Below are 23,066 nucleotides of genomic sequence, written 5' to 3' on the forward strand. Positions count from 1 at the left end.
AGCTGCGTGGCGATTCGACCGCGGCGCGACAGGTTCCGGATGACGAGGAACAGCATGGGGGCGCCGCGGCGAGCTCGCTCGCTTCCGGGCAACCGTGGCGGTTCTTCGCACCCGCCGTCGAACACGAAGCCACCGGTATGCCCCGCACCGCCGAGGCCGCTCTGTTCCGCACCGCTTGGTTCGGGCCCTATCGGATCGAATTCCCGTTCGGCGCGATGGAATTATTGCGCCGCACCCGCTCCGGCCGGGAGATCCTGGAATTCTTCGAAGAGCACGGAATGCCGCACAATGTCACCGCTGTACCCGACCCGGTCGAATGGGTGCTGGAGATTGCCGGTGAAGTCCAGCGGACCACGATCGCTCTCGACCCACACACGCCGACGGTCGACCCGGACGACTACGCGGACCGCGACGAATATGTCGCGACGGCCCTACTGCAGGAGGCGACGGTAGCGGCCGCCCGCTACCGGCTGGAGGAGGAGCTCCGTGCACTCGGCTACCGGCATTTCACACCGGACCCCGACCGAGACCTGTATCGGATCTCGTTCGAACGCGCGTTCACGGCGCTGAAAGCGCAGGAGCCGGATTCAGCTCGCCACGAGGCACATCGGATCGCGGTAGAACACCTGGCCACACGGCTGGGCCGCGCCGAGGATCTCGGCCGGACCGGCAGTCAGCGGCACGGCGAGCACTGGAACTCGGTGCGGTCGGTCCGTACGGGTACCTACTATGTCCCGGCGGACGAGAAGGTCGCCGGGCACTTCCGGGCCGCGGCGGCCCGCCTGCGCGCCGCCGGAGCGCAGCAGCGCACCCACGCTGCGGAGTTGACTCGAGCCACCCAAGCATTGCTGGCCTATGTAGCGGAATTGGCCGGGGGAACGCTGCCGGACCCGGAGCGGAATGCCGTGGCCGCCCGATTCGAACTGTCCGCGCGCTGGACCGAAACGACCACCGCCCTCGCCGGGGAAGAGCTCACGCCGGAGGGGCGGGAATGGCTGGACGGCCGGGAGTTCGATCTCACGGTGGCGCTGGCGCTACTGGATATGTATCACGGGGAGCCGGGCTGGAATCGGTGGCGGAAGCCGATCAACGGTCTGCTGAGAATTGTCGGCAGCGAACTCCGGAAGGGCGAAAACGACTGGCATACCGCTTCTTCAGGTCATGTGGTGTCATTACGGCGGCTGGAGCACGACCTGCGGCGCATCAGTGATCTCCTCGACCAGGAGACCAATTCCGCGGCGCGGGTCTGGACACGGTGGTCGGAACTGGACGTCGCGGCGGCCAGGCAATTCCGCGACGATCTCATCGCCGGCGAATCCGGCGCGGTCCGGTTGTTCGGGGATCGAATCGCGGTCCTGGAAGACAACGAGATTCTGGTGGTGGCCGCCCAGGGCGAGCACGAACAGGTAGTGCGTTCGACCCCTGGCCTGGCCGAGATCCTGAACCATTCCGGTGCGCAGGTCCGGTATTTCACCGTCACCGTATCCGAAGACGGTGTGATAGAGCGCCGGGCCGGTGAATTCGACGTCGCCCGGCCGACTCGGGTGAACGGCGTCCAACCACAGAATATGGTGCCCGAGGCCGTCGAATCCCGGGTTTCGGTGCTCGAGACGCTGCTGGAGCTGACCGACTCCGGTAGCCGGGCACTGGCCACCCTGCGGGAACGGGGTGTGCGGATTGTCGTGGACTCCGAGCCGGGAGTGCGTTTCGACCCCGGCCTGAACCGGATCGTCGTGGATGCCGGCGCCGGGTATATCGAAGCGGCGGCGCGTGTCGCGGGCTGCGCCGTTCATGCCGAACGAGCAGGTGATCGCGCCAAGGCCGGGGGCCCGCTGAATCAGGATCGGGATCGGTATCGTGGTGCGGGCGGCCGCGCCCGGTACAACGCCGAGATGCTCGATATCGATGGCTGGGCGCTCCACCGGGAATTCACCGTCCTGGCCGAACTGCGGCAGGCGGCGAGGATCGGTCGGTTGCCCGGCCCGCCACCATCGATGACCCCGCAGGAATCCCGGGTCCGGGAGCACGCGGAATGGTTCGAACGGGAGACCGTACGGATGAATCCGGAGCTCGCCGGCTCCGGTGCGGATCCGCGGGCACTGCCACGACGGCGTGACGGCGCCGCCCATGCGCTGATCATGCAGTTCATCGCCGGTCACCGGCCGGTGCAGGGTGGACACACTCACGAAGAACTGCACGACGCCGAATGGGACGCCTCTCACGGCCCGGCGCGGAGAATCGAATCCGGGCGCGGGCCCGGAATACCGTCGGTGTACGCCAACAATTACGGTGGCGATGCGGCGTACGGCATCTTCGGTGCGGTGAATCAGAACGGCGAGTTGTCACTCCGTATGGTGGCCGGAGATCGGACCCCCAACGGCCGGGTGATGTTCGCCGATCTCATGCGGGCGCTCGGCGACCAGGTGGTTGTGGTGCGTGGGCAGTGGACGGCGGACAGCGGTTTGTTCGACGACTTGGACACTTTCAACGCCGCGGTGCAGGACGGCTTCTCCGAGGCGGAGGCCGCGGCCATGACCGCTACCGGCCGGATCGTCGCCGAGCACGGGTTCACCGAGGTGCGGGTTTCCGATGTCCGGCCCGGATACGCCGCAGGCGAACGAATCTACGCCGAGGTATATTTCCGCCGCCCCGCGAGCTATGTGCCGGAGGCCGGAGCGGCTGTCGAATCGGGTGATGCGGTCGCCGGTGCCGCGATCGGTGAAACCGGTGGCACCGTCGATCCCGCGGCGGAACCGAATTTCCGCGCCGACGATGCGGCCGCGGCGGTAGCCGCGGCGGACGAGGAAATCCAGAACGCCCATCGGCAGGGAGGACTGGACGCCTACCGTGCGAGCGTACGCCGAGCCCGGGAACTGGGAGTCGAGCACGACTCAGCCGAACCGTCCGAGGTGGAAAGCTTCGTCGACGAGGTGAGCCGGCATATCGACTACTGCGAGGCCTGGGTAGTCGAGGAACTGCGCGACCTGGCTGATCCCCAGGTGGAAATCCCCACCGGCTCGATCGAACTGCGGACCCAGCGCAGGCTCGCCGATCTGCGCCGGGTACGCCGGACGGCCATCGCTGCGGCACTCGAATCCGCGACAGCCGAGGCGGAATCGGCCAGGATGCGCGGTGACGGTGCGGCGCTCGTCGCGGCCGAGGCCGCGCTGGGCGAGGTGCGCGAGCTCGCCCGGCAGGTGGCCTGGCAACGGCTCGAGGGTGCCCGTCGCCACCTGCTGCGGACAGCTGACCAGATGCAACGCCTGGATCTGATGCATCCGGAGCCCGACCAGCCGGAATCGCTGCGCGACAACATGATTGTCCTCCGGTCGGAGATCGAGAAAGCCCTGGACGACTCGGCGGCCACGTTCCACGGGGACTACTCTCTGCGCAGGCCTGCGGTGCTGTATGCGATCCGCCAGGCGATGCTGGATGCCGCGATCGAATACCACCGAGGATGGGCCGATCTCGCCCGCCCGATGGCCGAGGGTTCCGAGGGTGACCTCCCCCAGTCAGATGCGGAGTGGAGCCTGGATCGGCGGGTGTTGCGCTCCTCGCTCGACGAGGTGGAGTCCTTGGAGCAGGAGGCGGTCGCGGTGGCCGCCCTGCGTCGCGGCCTGGCCCTCGGCGATCTGCGGGAGATCGCCGCGGCTCTCACGCTGGACGATTCGGGGACCCTGTCCGAGCTGATGTCGCGGCTGGCGGATTGGCGAGCGATCCGGCCACTGCGCGGGGAAGCGGACGACAGCCCGGACGAGAGAACCCCACCCGACTGGACCGCTCGCACCGAACAGTACCGACGCGCCCTGAGCGACGAGGTCGGTCGCCGGGCCGCCCGCGCCGAGCGCGACTACCATCTTGCCGAAGCGGCCGAACTCGGGCGGCTGGGCCGCGATTCCGGACAGGCGATGGGCAAGTTCCGCTCCGCCTGGCTGGACGCGTTCGCGGCGGCCGAGTCCCGGAAGGCAGCGGCGGAGGAGACGTTGCGTCGGATCGCCGGCGAAACGGGAGCGAAGCACGGGGGACAGCAGGGTATTCCCGCTCTGGCGGGGATCATCCAGCAGCACTTGACCGGCGAGGCCGACCGCCTCGGTAGCGGACTCGCCGACCGTCTGATGGGCGATCGGATAGCGAAGTATCGGATCGACACCGCCCACGCCCACTTCGAGTATCTCGCCGCCGAACAGGAGATGCTGCGGCTGCGCGCCGAGGTGATACTGGCCGGAGGGGATCTCGGCACGCTCGTGGACATGCCGGGCATCGAACCCGGTAGCGTGACCGACGACGTGGCGGGCGCGGTGTCGGAATTCACCACCACCCGTATGAACGACGCCCTGCGCACGGTGCTGGACATCGGCGTGGAGATCCGAATCGGTGACGTCGCCGAAAGCGCCGGTCGGGACCGGATCATAGATCCGCTCGTGAAGATACTCGGCAAACTGAGTTTCGCGGCCGGAAAGGCCGAACAGTTCTGTGCCGATCCCGCGCGGGATCCGCTGATATCGATTGCCCGGCGGCACAAGGTGTACGAGACCTATCAGCGTGCCTGCCGTGCCGGAATCGACTATCTGCTGGCCCTGGCCGACAGCCGCGTGAACGACGACCGCATCGGCCCCCGTCCGGGGAAGTCCCTCCGTGATCAGGCCATGGCCGCGGCGCACGAGATACGTTCCAGCGCAGCGTCTGTCGAGATCGGGTATCGCCGCACGCTGGCAGAAACCCACCTGACCGGTTCAGTCGAAACCGGTGCCCACTGGCTGTCCTGCTATTCCCTTCGAGCCCAGGCCGATGCAGCGTATCTCCGGGGAGATGCCGACGCGGTCCGAGCGGCCGGATCGGAACTGGCCGAACTGTTGTCCCGCCCCGGCGCCCCGCCACCGCCACAGCGGGGATGGCTCGAGCTCGCACTCGACGACCGTGTGAAACCGGACGAGCCCTACCTGTGGCAGGCCTGGGCCGCAAGGCAGTACGAGCTCATCCGGGCTCGGCTGCGCGCAACCCCGGGCGACCGGACCGATATCGACGCGATCGTAGGCACCCTCACCGAGGCCGGGGCCATACGCTACGACGGCACCGCGTACACCCACGAGCAGATCTCGAGCATCCTCACCCACATATTCCTGTCGCAACACCTGCTACACGACGATTCCGGAGAACTCTACGAGGACCATCTCGACCCGGATTTCCAGCTCCTCGAAGCGTTGTACGAGCTCATCGCAGGGCGCTGGAGCCCGCACACGGGAGTATTGCTCGAGCACGAACTGTTCGAGATCGAGTCCGACCCACGTACAGACCAGCTCGCGCCTCCCGTCGAGCCTTGGCGGGATATCCACGTCCGCGCAGAGAAGAGGCTTCCGGACAACGGGTCGAATTGGATCGCCGGACTGTCTGTTCAGCAACGCGATGACCGCGAGCTGGGTTTGGCCACCTTCGGCCCGATCCGTTCGGGTGCCGACGACTCCGGACCCGCCGGCGCGACACCGAAGCCGGGCGGCGCCGTATCGGGGCCACCCGGATACGAGGCCGAAGCGGCCGACCGGAACCCGACTCCTTTCGAGGAGAGGGTTCTTCAGGCCTTGGTCGGTAGACCGAAGCGTAGTAAGAAGGTGGCGGAGCTGGTCGGCGTCACGGGTAACGCAGCTCTGAAAGCGCTGAAAAGCTTGGAACGCCGCAACCTCGTGGTGGGTCGCGCGGATGGAAAGTGGACGGCTACGCCCGGCCTGGCCGAACCGTCGCCCGGCGTCCGCGCCGCCGAATCCGCTGGTCCCGAGGCGCGCGGCACAGAGGTGGCAGCACACGATCGGCCCGGCGACTACCTTATCGCTCTTCTCCACGCCAAGGGATGGTCCGAGGAGGACCTCGCTGACTCGATCGACGACTCCGATATAGCGGAATCCGTAGTAGCGGCTGCGGTACGGGGCAGCAATAGTATAACTCTTCGGCAATGGCGGAAAATTCTGCTCGCGATAGGTGTCCCGGAATCGGATCGGAATCTTTTCGCACGGAGATTCATTGATGGATTGGAATCCTTCAGCACGAAACCCAGCGCGCACGAGAGTCTCAGCAGCTACTTTCTTGCGTGCCGTCTCGACCAAGAACTCTCGCAGCAAGAACTGGCGAGTCTGACGGGCCTCCCTGTCTGGTCGATCCGAGTCGCGCAGTCCACGCAGGTGTGGAAGCCGAAGGAGTTCGGATTCTGGTTTGCTTCTCTGCTCGAGGAGCTAGTGAAGCCGGAGGACCGGGCCGAAGTTGTTGCAAGATTCGGCCCAGGGCAAACGGATTCGTTTGATCCCGGTCTCCCGGCCGATACTGCAGCGGCCGAGGAGGCATCGGCGCGGGCGCGGTCCGCCGATGTGGAGTGGACGCCGGATACCGCAGAATTGGGTTCGTCCGATGTCGGGCTTCTTGCGGATGTGATCAGCAAGAAGCCATCGGATCCGTCGCTGTGGTACGCATGGGCCGAAGAACAGTACCGGCTGATCCGTTTCTGGATGGCGGGTAGCCCGGAAGGCGAAATCCGAGAAATTGTTCGAAATCTCGAGACCGTGAAACGTAAGGAGGGGCAGCCCCCGTTCACGCTTGTTGAGATCAAGCAGGTTCTGACCTACATTTTCGTGGACGAGCACTGGTTCCGCACCGCTGACGGTAGCGGCTACTACGCTCATTTCGACTGCGATTTCCAGATCGCCGAGGCCATTTTCCGAATGGTCGCCGGTGACTGGAACTCCGACGAGGTCGATCCTGCCGTGCTGAAGGCCAGTGATATTCGCCTGATCGAGCACGAAATCGGCGAAATAGCGTTCGCCGAGGAATACCCGGATGAGTCATGGGACGAGCGGCACAACCGCGCCAATTCGCGCCTCAGGAGCGGGCATTCGGATTGGGAATACGGGCTGATGACGATGACCGGTCTCGGACTGATGCGTGGCGAGCGCGAGGACTATGCGGACCGATTCGGTGCGATGCGTTCGGGTGCGGGCCGCAGCGGTGAGCCGCCGGAGAACGACTCCGAAATCCGGCCCGGCTCCGCCCACGACCACGGCGTGGACCCACCGCCGGACGACCCGGAAGATTCCTCCGGTGGACAGGGAAAGCCGCCCGTCGAGGTGCGCGATCTGGTGCGGGTGGCGCATGAGGGCGATCAGCTCGCCGGCGCCCGGTTGCGGAGCCACTTCATCCCGGAGATCTACGGGAAGTTGGAGCGCACGAACCCCGGGGGCGATCCGTGGCTCACCTACGTCCTCACCGTCGACACCCTGCACAGCGCCCTCGATGCCGTTCTCGGCCGAGATCTCGGTGCGGACCCGGAATCGGACTTCGAGGCCGCCCGCGCCGAGGCCATGAGGACCACCCCGGCGGCGGCCACCCTGAAGGCGCGCCTGCTGCGCGACAGCGGTCCGGCGCTTGCGGGTCGGGAAGATCTCCGCGCGCGTATCGAGAGCGCCCCGCCCCATGTGGTGGCGCAGGCTGTCGACAGGCTAACCATTCGACGCGGTGACGGCTTGAATGTGCGACAGCTCGAAGAGCTGCTCCAGCACATCCGGAGCATCGGGCGCACGCGGCGAAGCCTCCACAATGATCGACTTGCCTACACCGACCTGGGGACCCTCATCGCCGACCTGCTCCGGGCCGGTGGATTCACCAGCCATATCGAGGTGGATCAGCTGGCCGGTTTCCGGGCGAATGCGACCCACTCGCTCGTGACCAAGAGCCACGGTCCGATCGACGTTGTCGCCGGAATATTCGAGCTCGTGTCGTTGCCGCGTCCACTGTGGAATCCGATCGCGTGGCAATTGATGGATGGACAACCGGATTCGTTCAGTACGGCTGCCGCGGCCCACACCACCTTCCACAGCTATATCGCCGTTCGGCGCTGGGAGGCTCGGTCGCCCAGCGATGGTTCGCGACCGATGTCTCCGCAGGAACTCGCGGATATCCTCGGTGTCACCGCGACCGCGATCCGGAGGCTGGAACTCGGCAGCAGTAGGCACGCCGACAACCCGGAGTTTCGCAGATCCCTGTACCGGGCTCTCGATATACCCGAGGCCGAGTGGGAAGCGGCGGACCACCTGTTCGAATCCGGCTCGGATATCGTCCCGGAGAAGGGACGCACCGGCCGGGAAATGGTGTCGGAGCCCAGTGCTCCGCTACTCACCGATATGCAGAATCGAATCGTCGCGGTCTTGGACGAGCGGGGAGAGTGTTCTCTCTCGGATCTTTCGTACCTGACCCGCGGGGCGCACCAGAGAGTCCGCAATGCGATCCAAATGCTGCAGACTCTCAGGATCGTGGAGCCGGTAGCGGACTCGGCGCCGGCTCGCTACCGCCTCCTGCCGGCCGCCCCGAACAAGCCACCGGTAATCGCCGGCGGACGTGCACTGTCGACCGACGGGCCCTTGACATACCGGCAGGTGCGGGTCGCCCAGCTCCTGACGGAACGTCCGATGAACATGCCCGAACTGGAGTCGGCACTTGGCATGCCGAAGTATTCGGTCCGATGGGACCTGGAGAAGTTGATCGCTGAGGGCTTTGTGGAGGTCGCCTCGCGACGCAAGCCGGCCGTCTATCGGTCGGCCAGGGAGCTACCCCCGGAAATGCGTCCGGTGCCGGACGATCCCGGGGACCCCGGCGAGGACGGTGGCGCCCGTCCGGACGACCGGGGCCGCACCGCAGAGACCGTCGACGCCAACTGTGTGGCACGATCGGCCGCGGCCACCAATGCCTGGTATTCCAGGCACGGTGTCGCCGCGCCGGTCATCCACAGCCACGTGACCACCGACGGTGAGCTGGACGACAGCCTCCCCGCACCCCTGTTCCACGATCCCATCGGCGACGGAGGTGTGCCCGTCCAGGCCATGTCCTGGATGGCGCAGGGGCACAATATCTTCCAAGGGAACGGCCGCGACGGCCTGCGCGCTGTCGCCGGCGCGTTGAGTGAGCCCGTCGAGAACGACCCCACCCCCGACGGGCGCCTCGGCCACGGCCGCGGTATGTGGATCACCATCACCCCGCGCCACAATGCCACCGGAGAACCCACCGCTCACGCCGTCTTCGTGGTCAACGATCACGGCACCCTCCGCCTCATCGAACCCACCTCGGACACCGAATTCGACCCCGCCACCTACGAACCCGAAGACTTCGACCCGGCCACCTACGAACCGAAAGAGTTCGGCCCGCCCCCGTTCGACCCCGTTAGCGATCTCATCCACGGTATCGGGATAAATCCCGACGGCCACCCCCTCCACCCCCTCCTCGACGCCGACGACGACGCCACCGACCCCTTCGATAACACACCCCACCCGCAGTCACCAGAAGAACACCGAGCCCACCGCCCAGGCCCCTACGTCCAGGGTGGCCGCCGTGAACCCGGCCTCGATCCCGAAGCTGTGCTGGCGCTGAATCGGTATTTTCACCCCCGGGTGTACCAGCAAACTCTGGACCGTGTCGAGGCTCTTCCGGATCACGTGTCGGATGCCGATCCTTCCGATAGCGATCTGTGGACAGCGCACATCCTGACTACGGTCATCCTTCGCCACGCAGAGACCGCCCTGCGCCAGTCTCACCCGGGTGCGGACGATCGCGAACTCACCGATACCGATCTCGCCGACGAGTACCAGGGCATTCTCCAAGCCGCGGCGCCGGTCACGTTCAAAGCGCATGTCAAGAAGCTCGAGGTGCTTCATGACCTCGCCCCGATACTCGCCGGCCGCCCCGGGTGGGACCGCCTGGTCGCCGCCCCACCGCGTGCCGTCGAGGGGGCTGTCAGTCTACTTTCGAAAGGCGGGGAATCCGTTGGCGCCGACGAGGTCACCATCGACAGACTGATCGCCCTGCTGCCCGACTCCGAGGACCTTGCCGAGGAAAGTTTCCGGCCCGGGCTCAACCACTACCCCGACATTGCGAGCCTGCTCCCCGACCTTCGACGGGCCGCAGGGTTCACCAGTGGGTACCAACTCGATATCGCCGCGGACCTCCCGAAAGACACCAACTGGAAGGTCGAGAAGCGTAAGGGCAAATCCACTCCGCAGAACTGGAAGAAGATCTTCGAGGTACTTCAACTTCCGACGAAGTTGGCCGAGGAGATAGTTCGTCGATTTCTGCCCGACCAGCTGAGCGACTTCCGGTCGCTTGTCGCCGGTCTCGATGTCAGCACACGTGGACGGATTCTCGATCGCCTCGCACAGGGAACGTTCACCGCGCCCCAGCTGGAGGAGTGGCTCGGGTTATCCAGATCACAGGTGCATCGAACGCTGCGCGATTTGCTGGACAGCGGTGCTGTACAGGTCAACAAAGATTCTGCGTGGCCGTACGTCTATAGCCTGTCCAAGGTTCAGCCCGAGAATGTGTCCGACGAGGACGGCGACTCCGGTCCCGGTGGTCTCCCGGCCGACCCGCGTCCTCTGGACGATCGGCGCGGCGGCTCGTCCACTGACCATGCCGGCCGCCCGGCCGGGACGATCCTGTCGGGAGGGGAGGAAACCGGCATCGAGGACTGGGCGATCGAGGCCCTCGAGCGACACGGTGTGGGCGTCGAGTTCAGCTCTGATTCCGACATTCGGATGGTGTATGCCGAGGGACGACCTATCGAGCAGGGGTCGGCGGTCGGCTATGACCCGGTGCGAAACACGGTTACCCTGGATTCCGGTGGTGATTCTCAGCGGCACCGCCAGATCCTCATCGTCGCGGCACGGATGGTGGACCAGTTCGGCGGCGAGCAGTCCACACTAGGTCCGTCGAGCATCGGCCCTGCCGAATACGTGGACCGGACGCGGGATCTCCTGGCCGACGCGTATGCACTGTCGTACCGTGCGACTCTGATCACCGAAGTTGCAGGCTCGCACCTCGGTGGATTGCGATTCCGCACAGTCGAAGCATCGGTTGACCCCCGCGATCGGCTCGCGCGCGCTTACGCCCAGGCGTACGAACAAGCCTTCGACATTGCGCGGAAAGCCTCCGACCCGGTGAGCCACTATCTCCCGATGTGCCACGCTGCCGCGCATCGGGCCGGTATGCGCGCGGTGCGGCTGTCTCTCGACACGCTGGGGCCCCGCGACGAACGCGATCTCAGCGCTGGTTTCGCGGAGATCTGGGATAGCGAAAACGCGAACCCTGCACGTGAACCCGGGAATTCGGAGTTGCGAGCCGACAGCCTGACCGCCGCAATCCAGGGCTCCCTCGAGTGGCGTGCCGAGCGACTGGCCGAGATGATCGCCGGTCTGCGAGCCAAGCGTGCGCGCGGTGTATTCGTGGTCGAGAGCACGGTGGAGGAGATCTACACCGATGCGTATGCCGAGGCCGAGCGTGCACTACAGCAGAACCCTGATGCTTCGGCACCGGAGATCCACGCATATCGCGAGGTGCTGGATTTCCTGAGCGAGGAGAGCTCGCAGCTCACGGAATCCGAGCTTGCCGTGGTCCTGCTGGATGTGGCGGACGCGGTGGATCAGCTCGACGATCCCGCGTGGGGTGGGCCCCGTGCGCAGACCGTCGGCACCGTCCCCGGTTCCGAGGGGTCGGCGGCGGTGCGTGGCGCAGACGATCACCGGATCTGGCGTGCTGTCTGGGATCGCTTCCAGGAGCTCGGCAACGACTTGGGACCGGATGTGCGGCCTGGTCGAATCGGTGGCGGCCCGGTTGTTCTCTCCGATAACGTCCTGGTGGAATACCATCGCCCGGATTCACTGCCCTATCTGCGCGTCGTCGCGCGACCGGGCGAACACATGAACAAGCTGCGACAGCTGTCCTTGTCGAGCAGCGATTACGCCGGTGTGCTCTGGGACCGGTCCCGAGGCATCGGGTACTGGGAAGCCACCGTCGGTCCCCGCAACGAGCTGAATCTGCGGTCGTTGTCCGCGGCCGAGGCCGAGGGGCCGTACCGGGAGCCGACCGGGTTCGCCGCGGTCGACCGGCTCGTGGACCACTACCTGCGCCTGCGCCGGGAGCAGCGGACGGATATCGGTTTCGGCGAGTGGCTGCACCAACTCGGACCGCAGGCGTTCCACACCGAGGAGGAGCGCCCGATCCCCGTGGGCACACTGCGCCGGGAGTTCGTCGAAACCGGTTTCACGCGGGCGCGGGAGGAACAAACCCTGCGCGGCGAGGTATTCGACGACACCCATCCGGTGTCGGTGGCCTACGACCTGCACACCCGTAAGGTGCATATTCCGGTCGATCCGGCCGGGGTGCACCGCCCGGAACACCATCGCCTGGAAGTGTTCGCCGTCGGCCCGACACATCTGTCGATTCACCTCGAACCCGACAGTGCCGGCGGCTGGCGGGTGCCCGCTCCGGTCGGTGCCGGAAGTCTGGCCGATATCGCCGATGCCGACAACGCGGTAGCCGAGGTCTACGAAAACCGGACGGGTCGTGAGCATCAGGGCCAGGCGATCGGCAACACCTCGGACACGCTCGCCGACCATTTCCAGGGCATGACGGCCTCGACCCCGGAGGAACTGACTGCGCGGATCGCGGCATTCCTCGAGGATCCGGACGCAGGGCCGCTGACCGGCCCGGCACAGCCCATCACCGATCCGGATACGGGACCGCCTGCGGTGGATGGGCCGGACGACTCGGCGGGTAGTCGCACTCCGGACGACGATTCCACACGCGACGACCGGGAACCCGTGGTGCCCGGGGTCGAAGGGTCATCCCCTTCTGCCGCAGCACACACAGAGCATCACTCCGTCGATCCGGCCGGCGAAGCGGCGGAGTTCGAGGTGGTGTCGGCCAAGGTGGCCCACGACGGTTCCTCGTACCGCGTGATGAAGTACAAGGTTCGTATGCCCGATGGGACCGTCCATCCGCGTGATGTGCTGGATGTGCCCGCGACGGTGGCCGTGCTTCCGGTCGACCGGCAGGGCCGCGTTGTGCTCAGTCGCCGCTTTCGGGCGGCGGTGGACGATGTGGTCCTCGAACTACCCAGCGGTGTGGTCACCGCCGATGGTGACCTGTCGGTGATCGCTCACCGTGTCCTCGCCGAGTACGGGTTGGAAACCGGTGCGGACTTGTCGCTGGTCACGGACGCGGTCCGCAGCGGCGGCAGTTCGAACGCTGTCACCCGCGTCCTGGTGGCCCGGGACGTCGACGATATCGAAGGCGTCGAACCGCCGCCGGATATGCTGCGGATACCGCTGACGGAGGCCATTTCCCATTTCACGGGCTCGGACCTCGTGGACACCGCGACAGCGGTGGGGGTCTTGGCCGTGGTGGGCGAGATATCGGGCGATATCCGATTGCGCCCGGCCACGGACCCGCCGCTGAATCCACCGCCCGCAGCCTCGGGCACCCCGCCGGTCGACAGCACCCGCGTATTCGGTGCAGAGCCGCTACGCCGCGGCGCCGAGGACACGGTGTGGTCCAGCCCGTTCAACGAGGTGCGCCGACGGGAACTCCACACACCGGACGGGGGTGTGGTCACCGAGGACATCATCACCCGCCATCCCACGGTCCTAGCGCTGCCGTGGGACGAACGCACCGACGAGGTCGTCCTGGTCCGCCAGTACCGGGCGCCGCTCGGCCGCTGGATCTACCAACTGCCCGCCGGCATGCTCGACAAGGCCGGTGAGGACCCGCTGACGGGTGCCCGGCGGGAACTGGCCGAAGAGGCCGGGCTCGCCGCCCTGGACTGGAGCGAACTCCTCACCGCGGAACCACTGCCCGGGATCACCGACGAACACCATCGCATCTATCTGGCGCGCAACTTGTATGGGATCCCCCGCCTGGACGCGGGCGAATCCGACGAGATCGGGATGGGGCAGGTACGCGTTCCCGTGGACGAAGCGCTCGCCATGGCACTGCGCGGCGAAATCGATGACGGCCCAGCAGTTATCAGCCTCCTGGCGCTGGCCTCCGTACGGGCCGGCCGGTTGGCGCCGCGAGTGGTCGTCGAAGCCGGCCGGCGGAGCGCAACCGAAGACAGCACCGGCCGCGACGGTCTCCCGGTCGACCCGCCACTACCTCCTGACGAGGGCGTCATGCCGGATCGTCCGGATGGCGGATCGAGGATCGGGTCGTGGCCCGAACCCGATTCGCCGACGTCCGGAGTAGTGCCGTCGTCACGAGACGATGGCGAGCTTCCCGGTGACCATCGTTTCCTGACCGACCGGAACCGAGCTGTCACCAGGGCCTGCGCAGAAGCCAAGGTCGACACACCCGAGGGATATGCAGCAGTAGCCCGTGCGTACGCCTTGGCCTACCGGTCGCTCGCACCGTTCTTCGTCAAACACGGCATTGCCATTGCCGAGGATTGCGCACGGGACGTCGCCCGTGGTGGGCGGACGAAGGTCGCCTATCTCGCTCGTGACGGATATGCACTGTCCGAAGTCGCCGCTGTCTGGGATCCCGAATTCTTCGGCGAACACTGCGCGATCCTTCCGATATCGCGTCATATGCTTGCCACCGTCTGGCACGACACAGATTGGGACGGCATCGGCACCGAGGAAGAACCGAGTATCGGCGCCCGGCTCATACTCAAGAAAGACGTCCCCAGCGAGGATATGGTCGGTGCACGCGAAAAATTCATCGAGATGGCACAAGTATATGGTGTGCCCCTAACGGATCCGGGTAGCGAGATCGTACTCGTGGACAGCGGGTTACGCGGTACCATCCAAGACGTACTGTCCGCATTGTTTCCCGATATCAAATTCCGGGGCCGGTATCTTGCATTCATGGCTCGTCCGGAATCCGGTAATCAGGAGTTCGTGCAGGGCTACGCGATGCACGTTCCCCTGGACGAAAGCAACGGCGGGGAGTATTTTCCCGACCTACCCACCGACCTCGGTCTCACTTTCGGCCATTACGACGCCAACAAAATCAAGGATCTGGCGAGAGGAACAGATTCGAGCGCGACAGAAGTCCGTTTCGTAAATGTTGCAGGTGTGCTGGCCCTCCGGTCCGATCAGCAGATCGAATCACCCCTGGTCGACGACATCAACCCTCAGCGACTGTCCGAACGCTACGCGGATCCGGCAGTCCGCCTCGCGGTCGGCAACGCGAATTTCTACGCTATACACGATCTCACCGCGCGCGTCGCCGAATGGCGGGACAGTGGCCTCGACTGGCAACCGATCATCGATCGCCATGCGGATGCGGCGGTCATGAAATTCCGGGCGTGGGTTGCAGGCACCAGTACAGATGATGCATGGACCGAGTTCTTGGATTCGTTCGTAACGCGGACAGATGGCCGTGTGATCCGGCGGCTGAAGGAAGTGATCGCCGAACGTGGGCTGAGTGAAAATGAAATCCGGCATCTTTGGGAGAACTTCACCGGCCTGCCATCCCTGGAGGCGAAGAAATCGTTCGCCGACGAGTTCCGCGCCGCCGACGACTCGATACCGGGGTGGGAGCATCGATTTACGGAACCGTTTGCCATCGACCAGGATCCACGAGCACAGTCGACACCCAACAGCCAACCCGAGGACGGCGACTTCGGACGCGGTGGTCTCCCGGTCGCCCCGACAACACCATCGGATAGCCGGGGTGGTGGCTCGTTCGCTGGCGATGTGTTCGCGGCATGCCGAACAGTCGCCGATATCGGCACTGTGCTGCGGGCCGAATTGCGCGCGCTGCCGGGCGGTGACGAGTATCAAGTGTCCGGATTCGACTCCGCCGGTGCGGAGATAGATGTCATGGCGGTGCGGCGGTACGCGCAAGCACTGCTCGATATCTGCACGATCTTTCCGGGGCATTCCACGCGCCGAATCGCGCTCGGGACCTCGATGATCGACGATCACGTCGTCGGCCGGGCTACCGATTTCGCCTCCGGGGGAGTGGTTCACGGCTCGCTGGTCCTGGATCTCCGTTCGGGCAAACGGGAGTCGATGCGCGCGGACTCCGACTGTGAAGTCCCGCTGATCGGTGCTCGGTCCGATGACCCTCCTGAACGGTCGGCGTATGCGCGGGCTGCCCGTGATCTTTTGCCTTACCTGGGTATTCCGGGCTGGGATATGGCGCAGGAGCTCACCGAACCGACCGTGGCGGACTTCTTCCGCAAGGAGGTGCTGGCCACCGGCCGGCCGGTGGCCGGGCTGCGCGGGGATCATCGGGCAGCGGTCGAGGACTGGCTGGCGGCCGAAGGGTTCAGCCGGTACGGACTCGACAAACGGCAGGGGCGGGCCGGTGTGCTGCAGAACGGGGTCGCGGCGGTGTTCGCCCGGGGCCGTGATACCGCCGAGGGACTTCCGGAGCGACTGTTCGACCTGCTGGCCACGCAGGACGGAGTAGCGCCGCGGCCGGTGACCGGGGCCGCGGCGGTGCCCGCTCTGCGTCCGCCGACGAATGCCGAACTTCTCGGAGTTCCGGCGGATCTGGTCGACGAGTTCTCCGTGATAGGGCAGGACCGGGACACCGCCGACCCGGAAACCGCCCGGGAGGTCACGATCGAAATCGGCGTCGCACTACAGAAGGCCCTGCGGCGGGAATCGGGATCGGACCGGAGTGCCGCGACCGGAGTTGCCGCGACTCCCGGACGTGATTACGGCAGCATGGAACGTGGCGGGCAGATCACGCTTTTCGGTTTCGACACATCCGGGCTGGATCCTGATGCGGTGAAGGAGATGGCCCGCTGGCAGGCCCATGTGCTCGATCTGGACCCGTACACGGTCAACTACGAAATCGGGTTCGCGGATCTGGGGGACGAGAAGAGATTCGCCCGGGTGATTCCGTCGCCACCGGATTTCAAGAGCGGTCTCTACACCAAACGGATCGAATACAACACGACCTGGTTTGCGTCCGCGAAGACCATTCGAAACCATATAGTGCATACGGTCGATTCCGGGGTGCATTTCCGGAGTCTCCTGATGCGCCCGGTGCTCGCGGTCGTGGCACACGAATACGGGCACTCGCTGGCCACGGCGGGTAGCTTGGACGCGGTAGTCGAGGCCGAGGACGTCCTGCGGAAGCTCCACACGGACAGTTCGCCGGGTTCGCGAACCGCCGAGGAATTCCTCGGCCTGTTGCGTGCGGAGTTCAGTGGATACAGCTTCGCGAACGGCCGGTTCAATCCCCTGGAAGCCACTGCGGAGTCTTACTCCCATGTGGTGACAACCCGCGAGATCCTCGGCGCGGAGGCCGCGATTCATCCCTTGGTCGAGGAGGTCTGTCAACGGGTTCGTGCGGCCGCCGTCCGCAATGCCGGGCACAATGCCTGGGATGCCGATTCCGATGTGGTGCGGTACGCGAACAACGCGTTGATCGTCGATCGGATGATTCGGACGGTAGGCGATTCGGACGTACGGGCCGACCCGCCACCACGTCCTGACGACCGGGGCCGTGGCTCGTCCGCCGACCGTGCGCGCCGAACGGACCGGCCGATGAACGACCCCGGCTCGCGCCCTATCGTCGTGACAGTCACCTTGCCCGAGGAACCAGGGGGTGGTTCCGATCTTCCCCGGGGTGGCTTGGTGCCGGATGCCGCCGGACCGACGGAAGGGGCAAGCCATAGCCGATCGATCGAGGAGGGCCACGACGACGACCGGCCAGCGGTGTCGAATCCGGACGATACCCAGGACCCCGACGAGGGCGATGACCCAGACGAGGACGGCGACTCCGGTCCCGGCGGTCCCACGGTCGACCCCCCACCACCACCATCTCCGTCCGGTACGGGGCCGGATCACGATGCGGGAAAGTCCGAGGAATATCTGGAGTTCCTCCGCGAGGCATACGGTACGGATAGCGGCTATCCGCTCCTACCGCTGACCGATACCAGGGAGCCCGGTCCCGCGGACATGTACCGCCATCCGGACGGCCATGTGGACGTGCTGTTCCGTATCGCGGGCGGCGGCGAATACCCGCTGCGGCTGGTCCCGGGCCGGATATGTGCACTGGGAGCCGGTGCGGGTGAACCCTTCGACGGTGTCGAGGGCGTGAAGTCCGGACACGCGTATATGAAGGTCGATCAGCTGGGCCGCGTCTTCCTCCGCAAAGGTGTCGACAGTGGTGTCCTGGTTGATGGCAAGGCGGCCCCGGATTACGAGTGGGTGCATGTTTTCGATGATCAGGATTTGACTTTCGGTTCTTCGTTCCGGGCTCGGCTGGCCTTCCGGCCGCAGCTGATGAAGATCGAATTGGTCGATCCCGGTGACGAATCGGTCTTGATCTCCGCCGGAGCCTGGTGGGTTCGGCGTGGTCACACCACGGATATCGGTATCGGTCAGCTTGCGGACGGCCCGGAAACGGCGACGGTCGCTCGTCGGCACGCTCGGGTGGAGGTAGACGACGACGGGCGACTGTGGATTACCGATGGTCCCGACGAGAACAGCCGCACCTGGGTCGACGGTGAAGAACTCGAGGCGGATGCGCGGCGTGAGCTGGCGCCCGGCGTCGTACTCCGGCTCGGTGGCTTCTCGGGTCAGGTGCGATTCACACCCCTGGATGCCTGCCACGAAGGGCTGCCGCTGCATATCGGGTTGAGTAGTGATCCGGAGGGGGTCCGCGTGCGACTCGCTCCAGGGGAGATTGTTCCGGTGGGGACAGATGTCGCGTCCCCGTTCGCGGAAACACTGCGCGGGTCGGCAGGGGTACGGTCCGAGCACGCCGAATTGATGCTGGACCATGACGGGCAGTTGCGCATGCGTCTTGTGGGGGATGTATCGAGTGCGGATGCCGGGACGTGGGTCGACGATATTCGGCTGGGGGCGGACTGGGTGCCGGTGCGCCTGGGGTCGCTCCTCCGCCTGGGCGAATGGACCGGTGCCGCCCACCTCGTGTACGGCGAATTCGGCCCCATCACCCGGCCGGCAGTGCCGATGCGTCTGCTTCTCGACAGTCCCCAGGGAGACTCCGCGCTGGGACTGTTCCGCGGCAGTGATCCGGAGTCGGTCGGCCGCGGAGATGGGGTGTTGCTGGGGCTCGGGCTGGACCCGAGCCTGGTCTCCGAGACACACGTGAGTATCGGCACGTACCGATCAGGGCGGCCATGGGTCTGCGATGAGGGATCGCAGCGTGGCACCTTCGTCAACGGCGATCGGCTCGAACCGTACACCAGGGTCGCCGTATATCCCGGCGACAGCATCGGATTGGGATCGCCGAGTAACGGATTCACGATCTCGTATGAGCCGCCGGACGGTAGCCCGTTCATCCACTTCCTCGATTCCGACCCGGAAACGAAGCAGGCGGCCCGCCAGCTGGCGGCCGTACCTGCCGATCTCTCTCGGCGCGTCGCCGCGGAGAAGCCGATCCAGATCATCATCGGAAACCGGCCTCTCATGGAGATGCCGACCATGCGACGAATTGCTCGGAGAGCGCCCGAAGAGTGGAAGCAGCGTGTTGGCGAGGCCGTCGGCGCATATTTGGCGGCCTTCGACGTCCTGCTGGCTGATTCACGAGCGGTGGCCCTCAAGAGGCGCTCGGTCCTGGGTCATGAATTCTCCCACTACATCGGTGATGTCATCGGCCGATCCGCATCACCTGCCGGTGGTCCGGATCGGCTGGGGGACAGCGATCAATGGCAGGAACTGCATTCCGATATCGTGAGCGCGATCGGGGATCACCCGGGTCGACTCCGGCCTCTCAATGATGACGCAGGGGAGGATTTCGCCGACGCGCTCGCCGCATGGATGGATGGTCCGAAGCAGCTGGAGGGCTTTGCTTGCGGTGACCATGACATCGTCCGGAAGCTGGAAGAGTACTTCTTTCAGGCCCTGGGGGCGCCCGCAGGCCGGGCAGCGCCGCACCCCTTGGACTCGGATCCGGGGCCGGACATCGCTGTTCCGGGCGAAATCGATCTCGGTTCCCGCCTGAAGCCGGCTGATCCTTCGCTGTGGTACGACTGGGCCGAATGGCATTACGAGCTGATGCGCGATCGCATGCGTGATCTTCCGAGGTTCCGGGCCGATGCCGAGGCGATCGTGGACAATCTCGTTACCGCGGGCGTTGTGCGGGCGACCGGGCAACCGTTGTTCAGCCCGGAACAGATCATGAGGATCCTGCGGTTCGTCTTCGCTCGGAAACATTGGATCGAGGGTTACCCGCGCCGATTGTACGAAAGCCTCTTCGAGGCCGACCCTCATATTGTCGAAGCGTGCTATGAGCTGATCACCGGAACATGGGAATCGCCGGAGACTCTCGCCGCCCACATTCGCTTCCTCGAATACGAGTGGGCGGCGATGGGGATGGAGTCGGAGTATGGGCGCCGGGCATTCGCGGCCATACACGAAAGGGCGGCCCAGAACCTAAAGGACGGGGCGTCGGATTGGCCGCGCAACCTCCCCGGCGGTTCGATTGTTCCGGGTCACACCGAATGTCCTGGCGGCGGCGCACGATACGAACCCGCTCCGGGCCTGCGCCTGCTGCTCTCCGACGACGCGTGGGAATTGCTGTCCCGCACCGACAGCCACGCCGAGATCCAGTGGTTGTGCACGGATCGGCGGTTACGCGGCATACGGCTCGATCTGCGGGAATACGCCGACCCGGTCGAGCAGGTAGGGCAGCTGGTGCGTGAGCTGCCTCGCTGGCGCGCCCTGGTGACCGCGCAACCACTGGCCGATGCAGAGACGCATACGGCCAGGGTGACCGGACAGTCACAACTGCTGGCTGCTCGCCTGGCCGGATACCAGCGGCAGCTGACAGCGACCACCGAGGGCTTGGCCGGGGATCCCGGCTTCGGTGAGCTGGGGCGCCTGCTCCGGATGTCCGAGGTAGCGGAGCTGGAACGGCAACTGTTGTCCTTCGCCGAAAGCCTGGGTGAGTCCCGCCGCGAAGAGCAGGTAGAGCGGTGGGCCTCCCTGCGCGCGACCGTTTCCGGGTTACTCGAGGAGGTGGAGATCGCGCTGGGTGACCTGGACCCGGAGCGTCAGCGGCCGGAGGCGGCGCAGCCGCGCGGGCTCGCGCATCGGCTGCGGGTCATCGCGGAACTATTGAACGAATCGGGGGCGAGCACACCGGCTGCCTGGGTGCCCCCGAGCCCGGTCGAGACCCATCATCGTGAACTCGTCACCGAACTTGCCGACAAGCTGGCCGGGAGGGAGACCGGAGAGCGGGTATTCGCGGCGCTCGACGGATCGCCGGAGGGTGAACCGCCGGTGCGGATCCATTTCGACGACCTCAGACTCGAACGAACCCCCGGCGAAGCCACTTCGCATCGCTGCAATCCGGCAATCGGCGAGATCATCCTCGACGTCAGCGCACCGATCGACGACCAACTGACCTTCCTGGTGGTGGCCGCCGAATGGATCGAGCAGGCCCGGCTCGCCCGCCGGAACGAATCGGCCCCGGACCGCGCCCCCCGCACGTCGCGGCCGATGAACGATTCCGGCTCGCGCCACATTGTCACGATCACCCTGCCCGAGGAGCCCGGGGGCCGTGTCGATCGCCGCCGGGACGGCACCGGTATCAGCCCCGACGTCCTACGCCGCGCCCGCGCGGGCGCCCTCGGCAGGGACCGCCACTTCGAGCAGGCCGCAGGTGAACTGCATCGCGACCTCGGCCCCGGCATCCACCAGGAGATGCTGGCGAAACTGCGGATGCTGCGCAACAAGGGCCGATGGGGCGATCCGGCGGTGAACGATCCCTGGGTCGCGCACACCATCACCACGGCCGCCCTCGCCCGCGCCCAGCAAGACTGGCGTGAGGCGGACGAAGCGCCCGAAGACGATGTACAGCTGGTCGGCCGTTACGTCCAAATCCTCGATCGCACCATGGCAGAGGCCTTTGTCGGCCACGTCATCATCAGGCCGCAACTCCTGGCCCATACCCACTCGCTACCGCGCCTGCGCCGGGTGATCGGTCACGCGCCGGCTCCATGGCTGACCCGGGTCGTCACGAGCCTCGGGCATATGGAGCAAGGAGGAGGGCGCCGGTACTTCCGAGCGCTCACCGAACCGACCGGCCTGGCCACCGTCATCAAGCGTGAGCTCGATGAACAGAACGTGGAAATCTTCGGCCCCTCGACCATCGGCATCCTGATCAGCGCACTGCAGGACCCGGATGCGACGACCCGGCGCAGTCCCGCCCGTCACCTCGATGACTACCCCAGCACCCGAGCCGGACTGACCGACCTAGTCACCGACCTATGGACGGCGGCGGGCTGGAGCGCCGTCGTGGAACTCGCCGAGACATCTGGCATTTCGCCACATGCACTTGTGAGGCTCCAGTCGAAGCGGGGCATAGCCCCGTCATCCTGTAAGAAGCTGTTCGACGTACTTGTACTCCCGAACCGGTTGCGCGATCAGATAGTCGTCAAATTCGAGCTGGGAGACCCGAAAGTCTTCAGGACCCGTCCGGCTCTGCTGCGGCCGGAGATTTCGGGCCGACGCGATGGTGCGAATGACGCTCTGGAGTCGCAGCGCACCGCTGGAGTAGGCACGAGAGCTTCGCTGAGCGAGGGTGCCGAGATGGGGACACCATCGCTGAAACAGGCTGTGCGAGCAGACAATATACATTTTACCGATCACTTCGACCAGCAGCTGCAGCAGTTCGACGAAGCCTTGCGCGCGCGTGTGGCCCTGCATAGGAAATCGCCTGACGAAAGCGTTGTCGAGTCTCTGCGATCAGAAATTCGGGCTCGGGTCCTCGAGGCACCCGACGGTGTTCCTGTAGAGGATTGGCTGTTCGCCATCGTCGATCTGCGACTTACAGCAGATCCCGGTGTTTGGCTCAAGTTCTACCGTGAGATCAATGGGGTGACCCAGCAGATACTGGTCGAAACCGCCCATATCGCTCGTGCGCCGATTTACTGGGCGGAGCATGGTAAACGTCGACCGATGCCAGATACATGGTGGAAATTGCTGGAGGCACTGGATATCCCGGATTGGTATCGAGATCTCTTTGCGGAAGAGTTTCTCTCGGGATTCGATTCGTTCAGCACATGCCCCGAAAAACACCGTGCTCTCGATAGTTTCCTTGCTGCGCGTCGTGTGGTCAAGGGTCTTTCTCAGCATGAGCTCGCGAGAATCTCCGATGTTTCCCAGTCAGTCGTGTCCAAGACGGAGACACGGTCTCCCGGACGAGAGCTGCCCGGTCGTAGCCTGTTCAAACTGGTTGCTTCCCTCGAGATTGCCGGTGAAGATTCAAAGGTGGCCGCGCTGGCGTTTCTTCGGGGACGGCTCGATGCGTTCGACATCGATCCTGCG

1 protein-coding gene (only partly in view) is annotated in these 23,066 nt (G+C 65.6%); it reads left to right on the forward strand.

This entire window lies inside a single protein-coding gene on the forward strand: locus AB0F41_RS09335, encoding a helix-turn-helix domain-containing protein. The 68,157-nt coding sequence extends 39,601 nt beyond the window's left edge and 5,490 nt beyond its right edge, so the window shows coding positions 39,602-62,667 — codons 13,201 (partial) to 20,889 (complete); the first codon wholly inside the window starts at position 3. Both codon boundaries (start and stop) fall beyond the window edges.

Origin of the sequence: Nocardia sp. NPDC024068 (assembly GCF_040638875.1) — a bacterium.
Lineage (GTDB): Bacteria > Actinomycetota > Actinomycetes > Mycobacteriales > Mycobacteriaceae > Nocardia.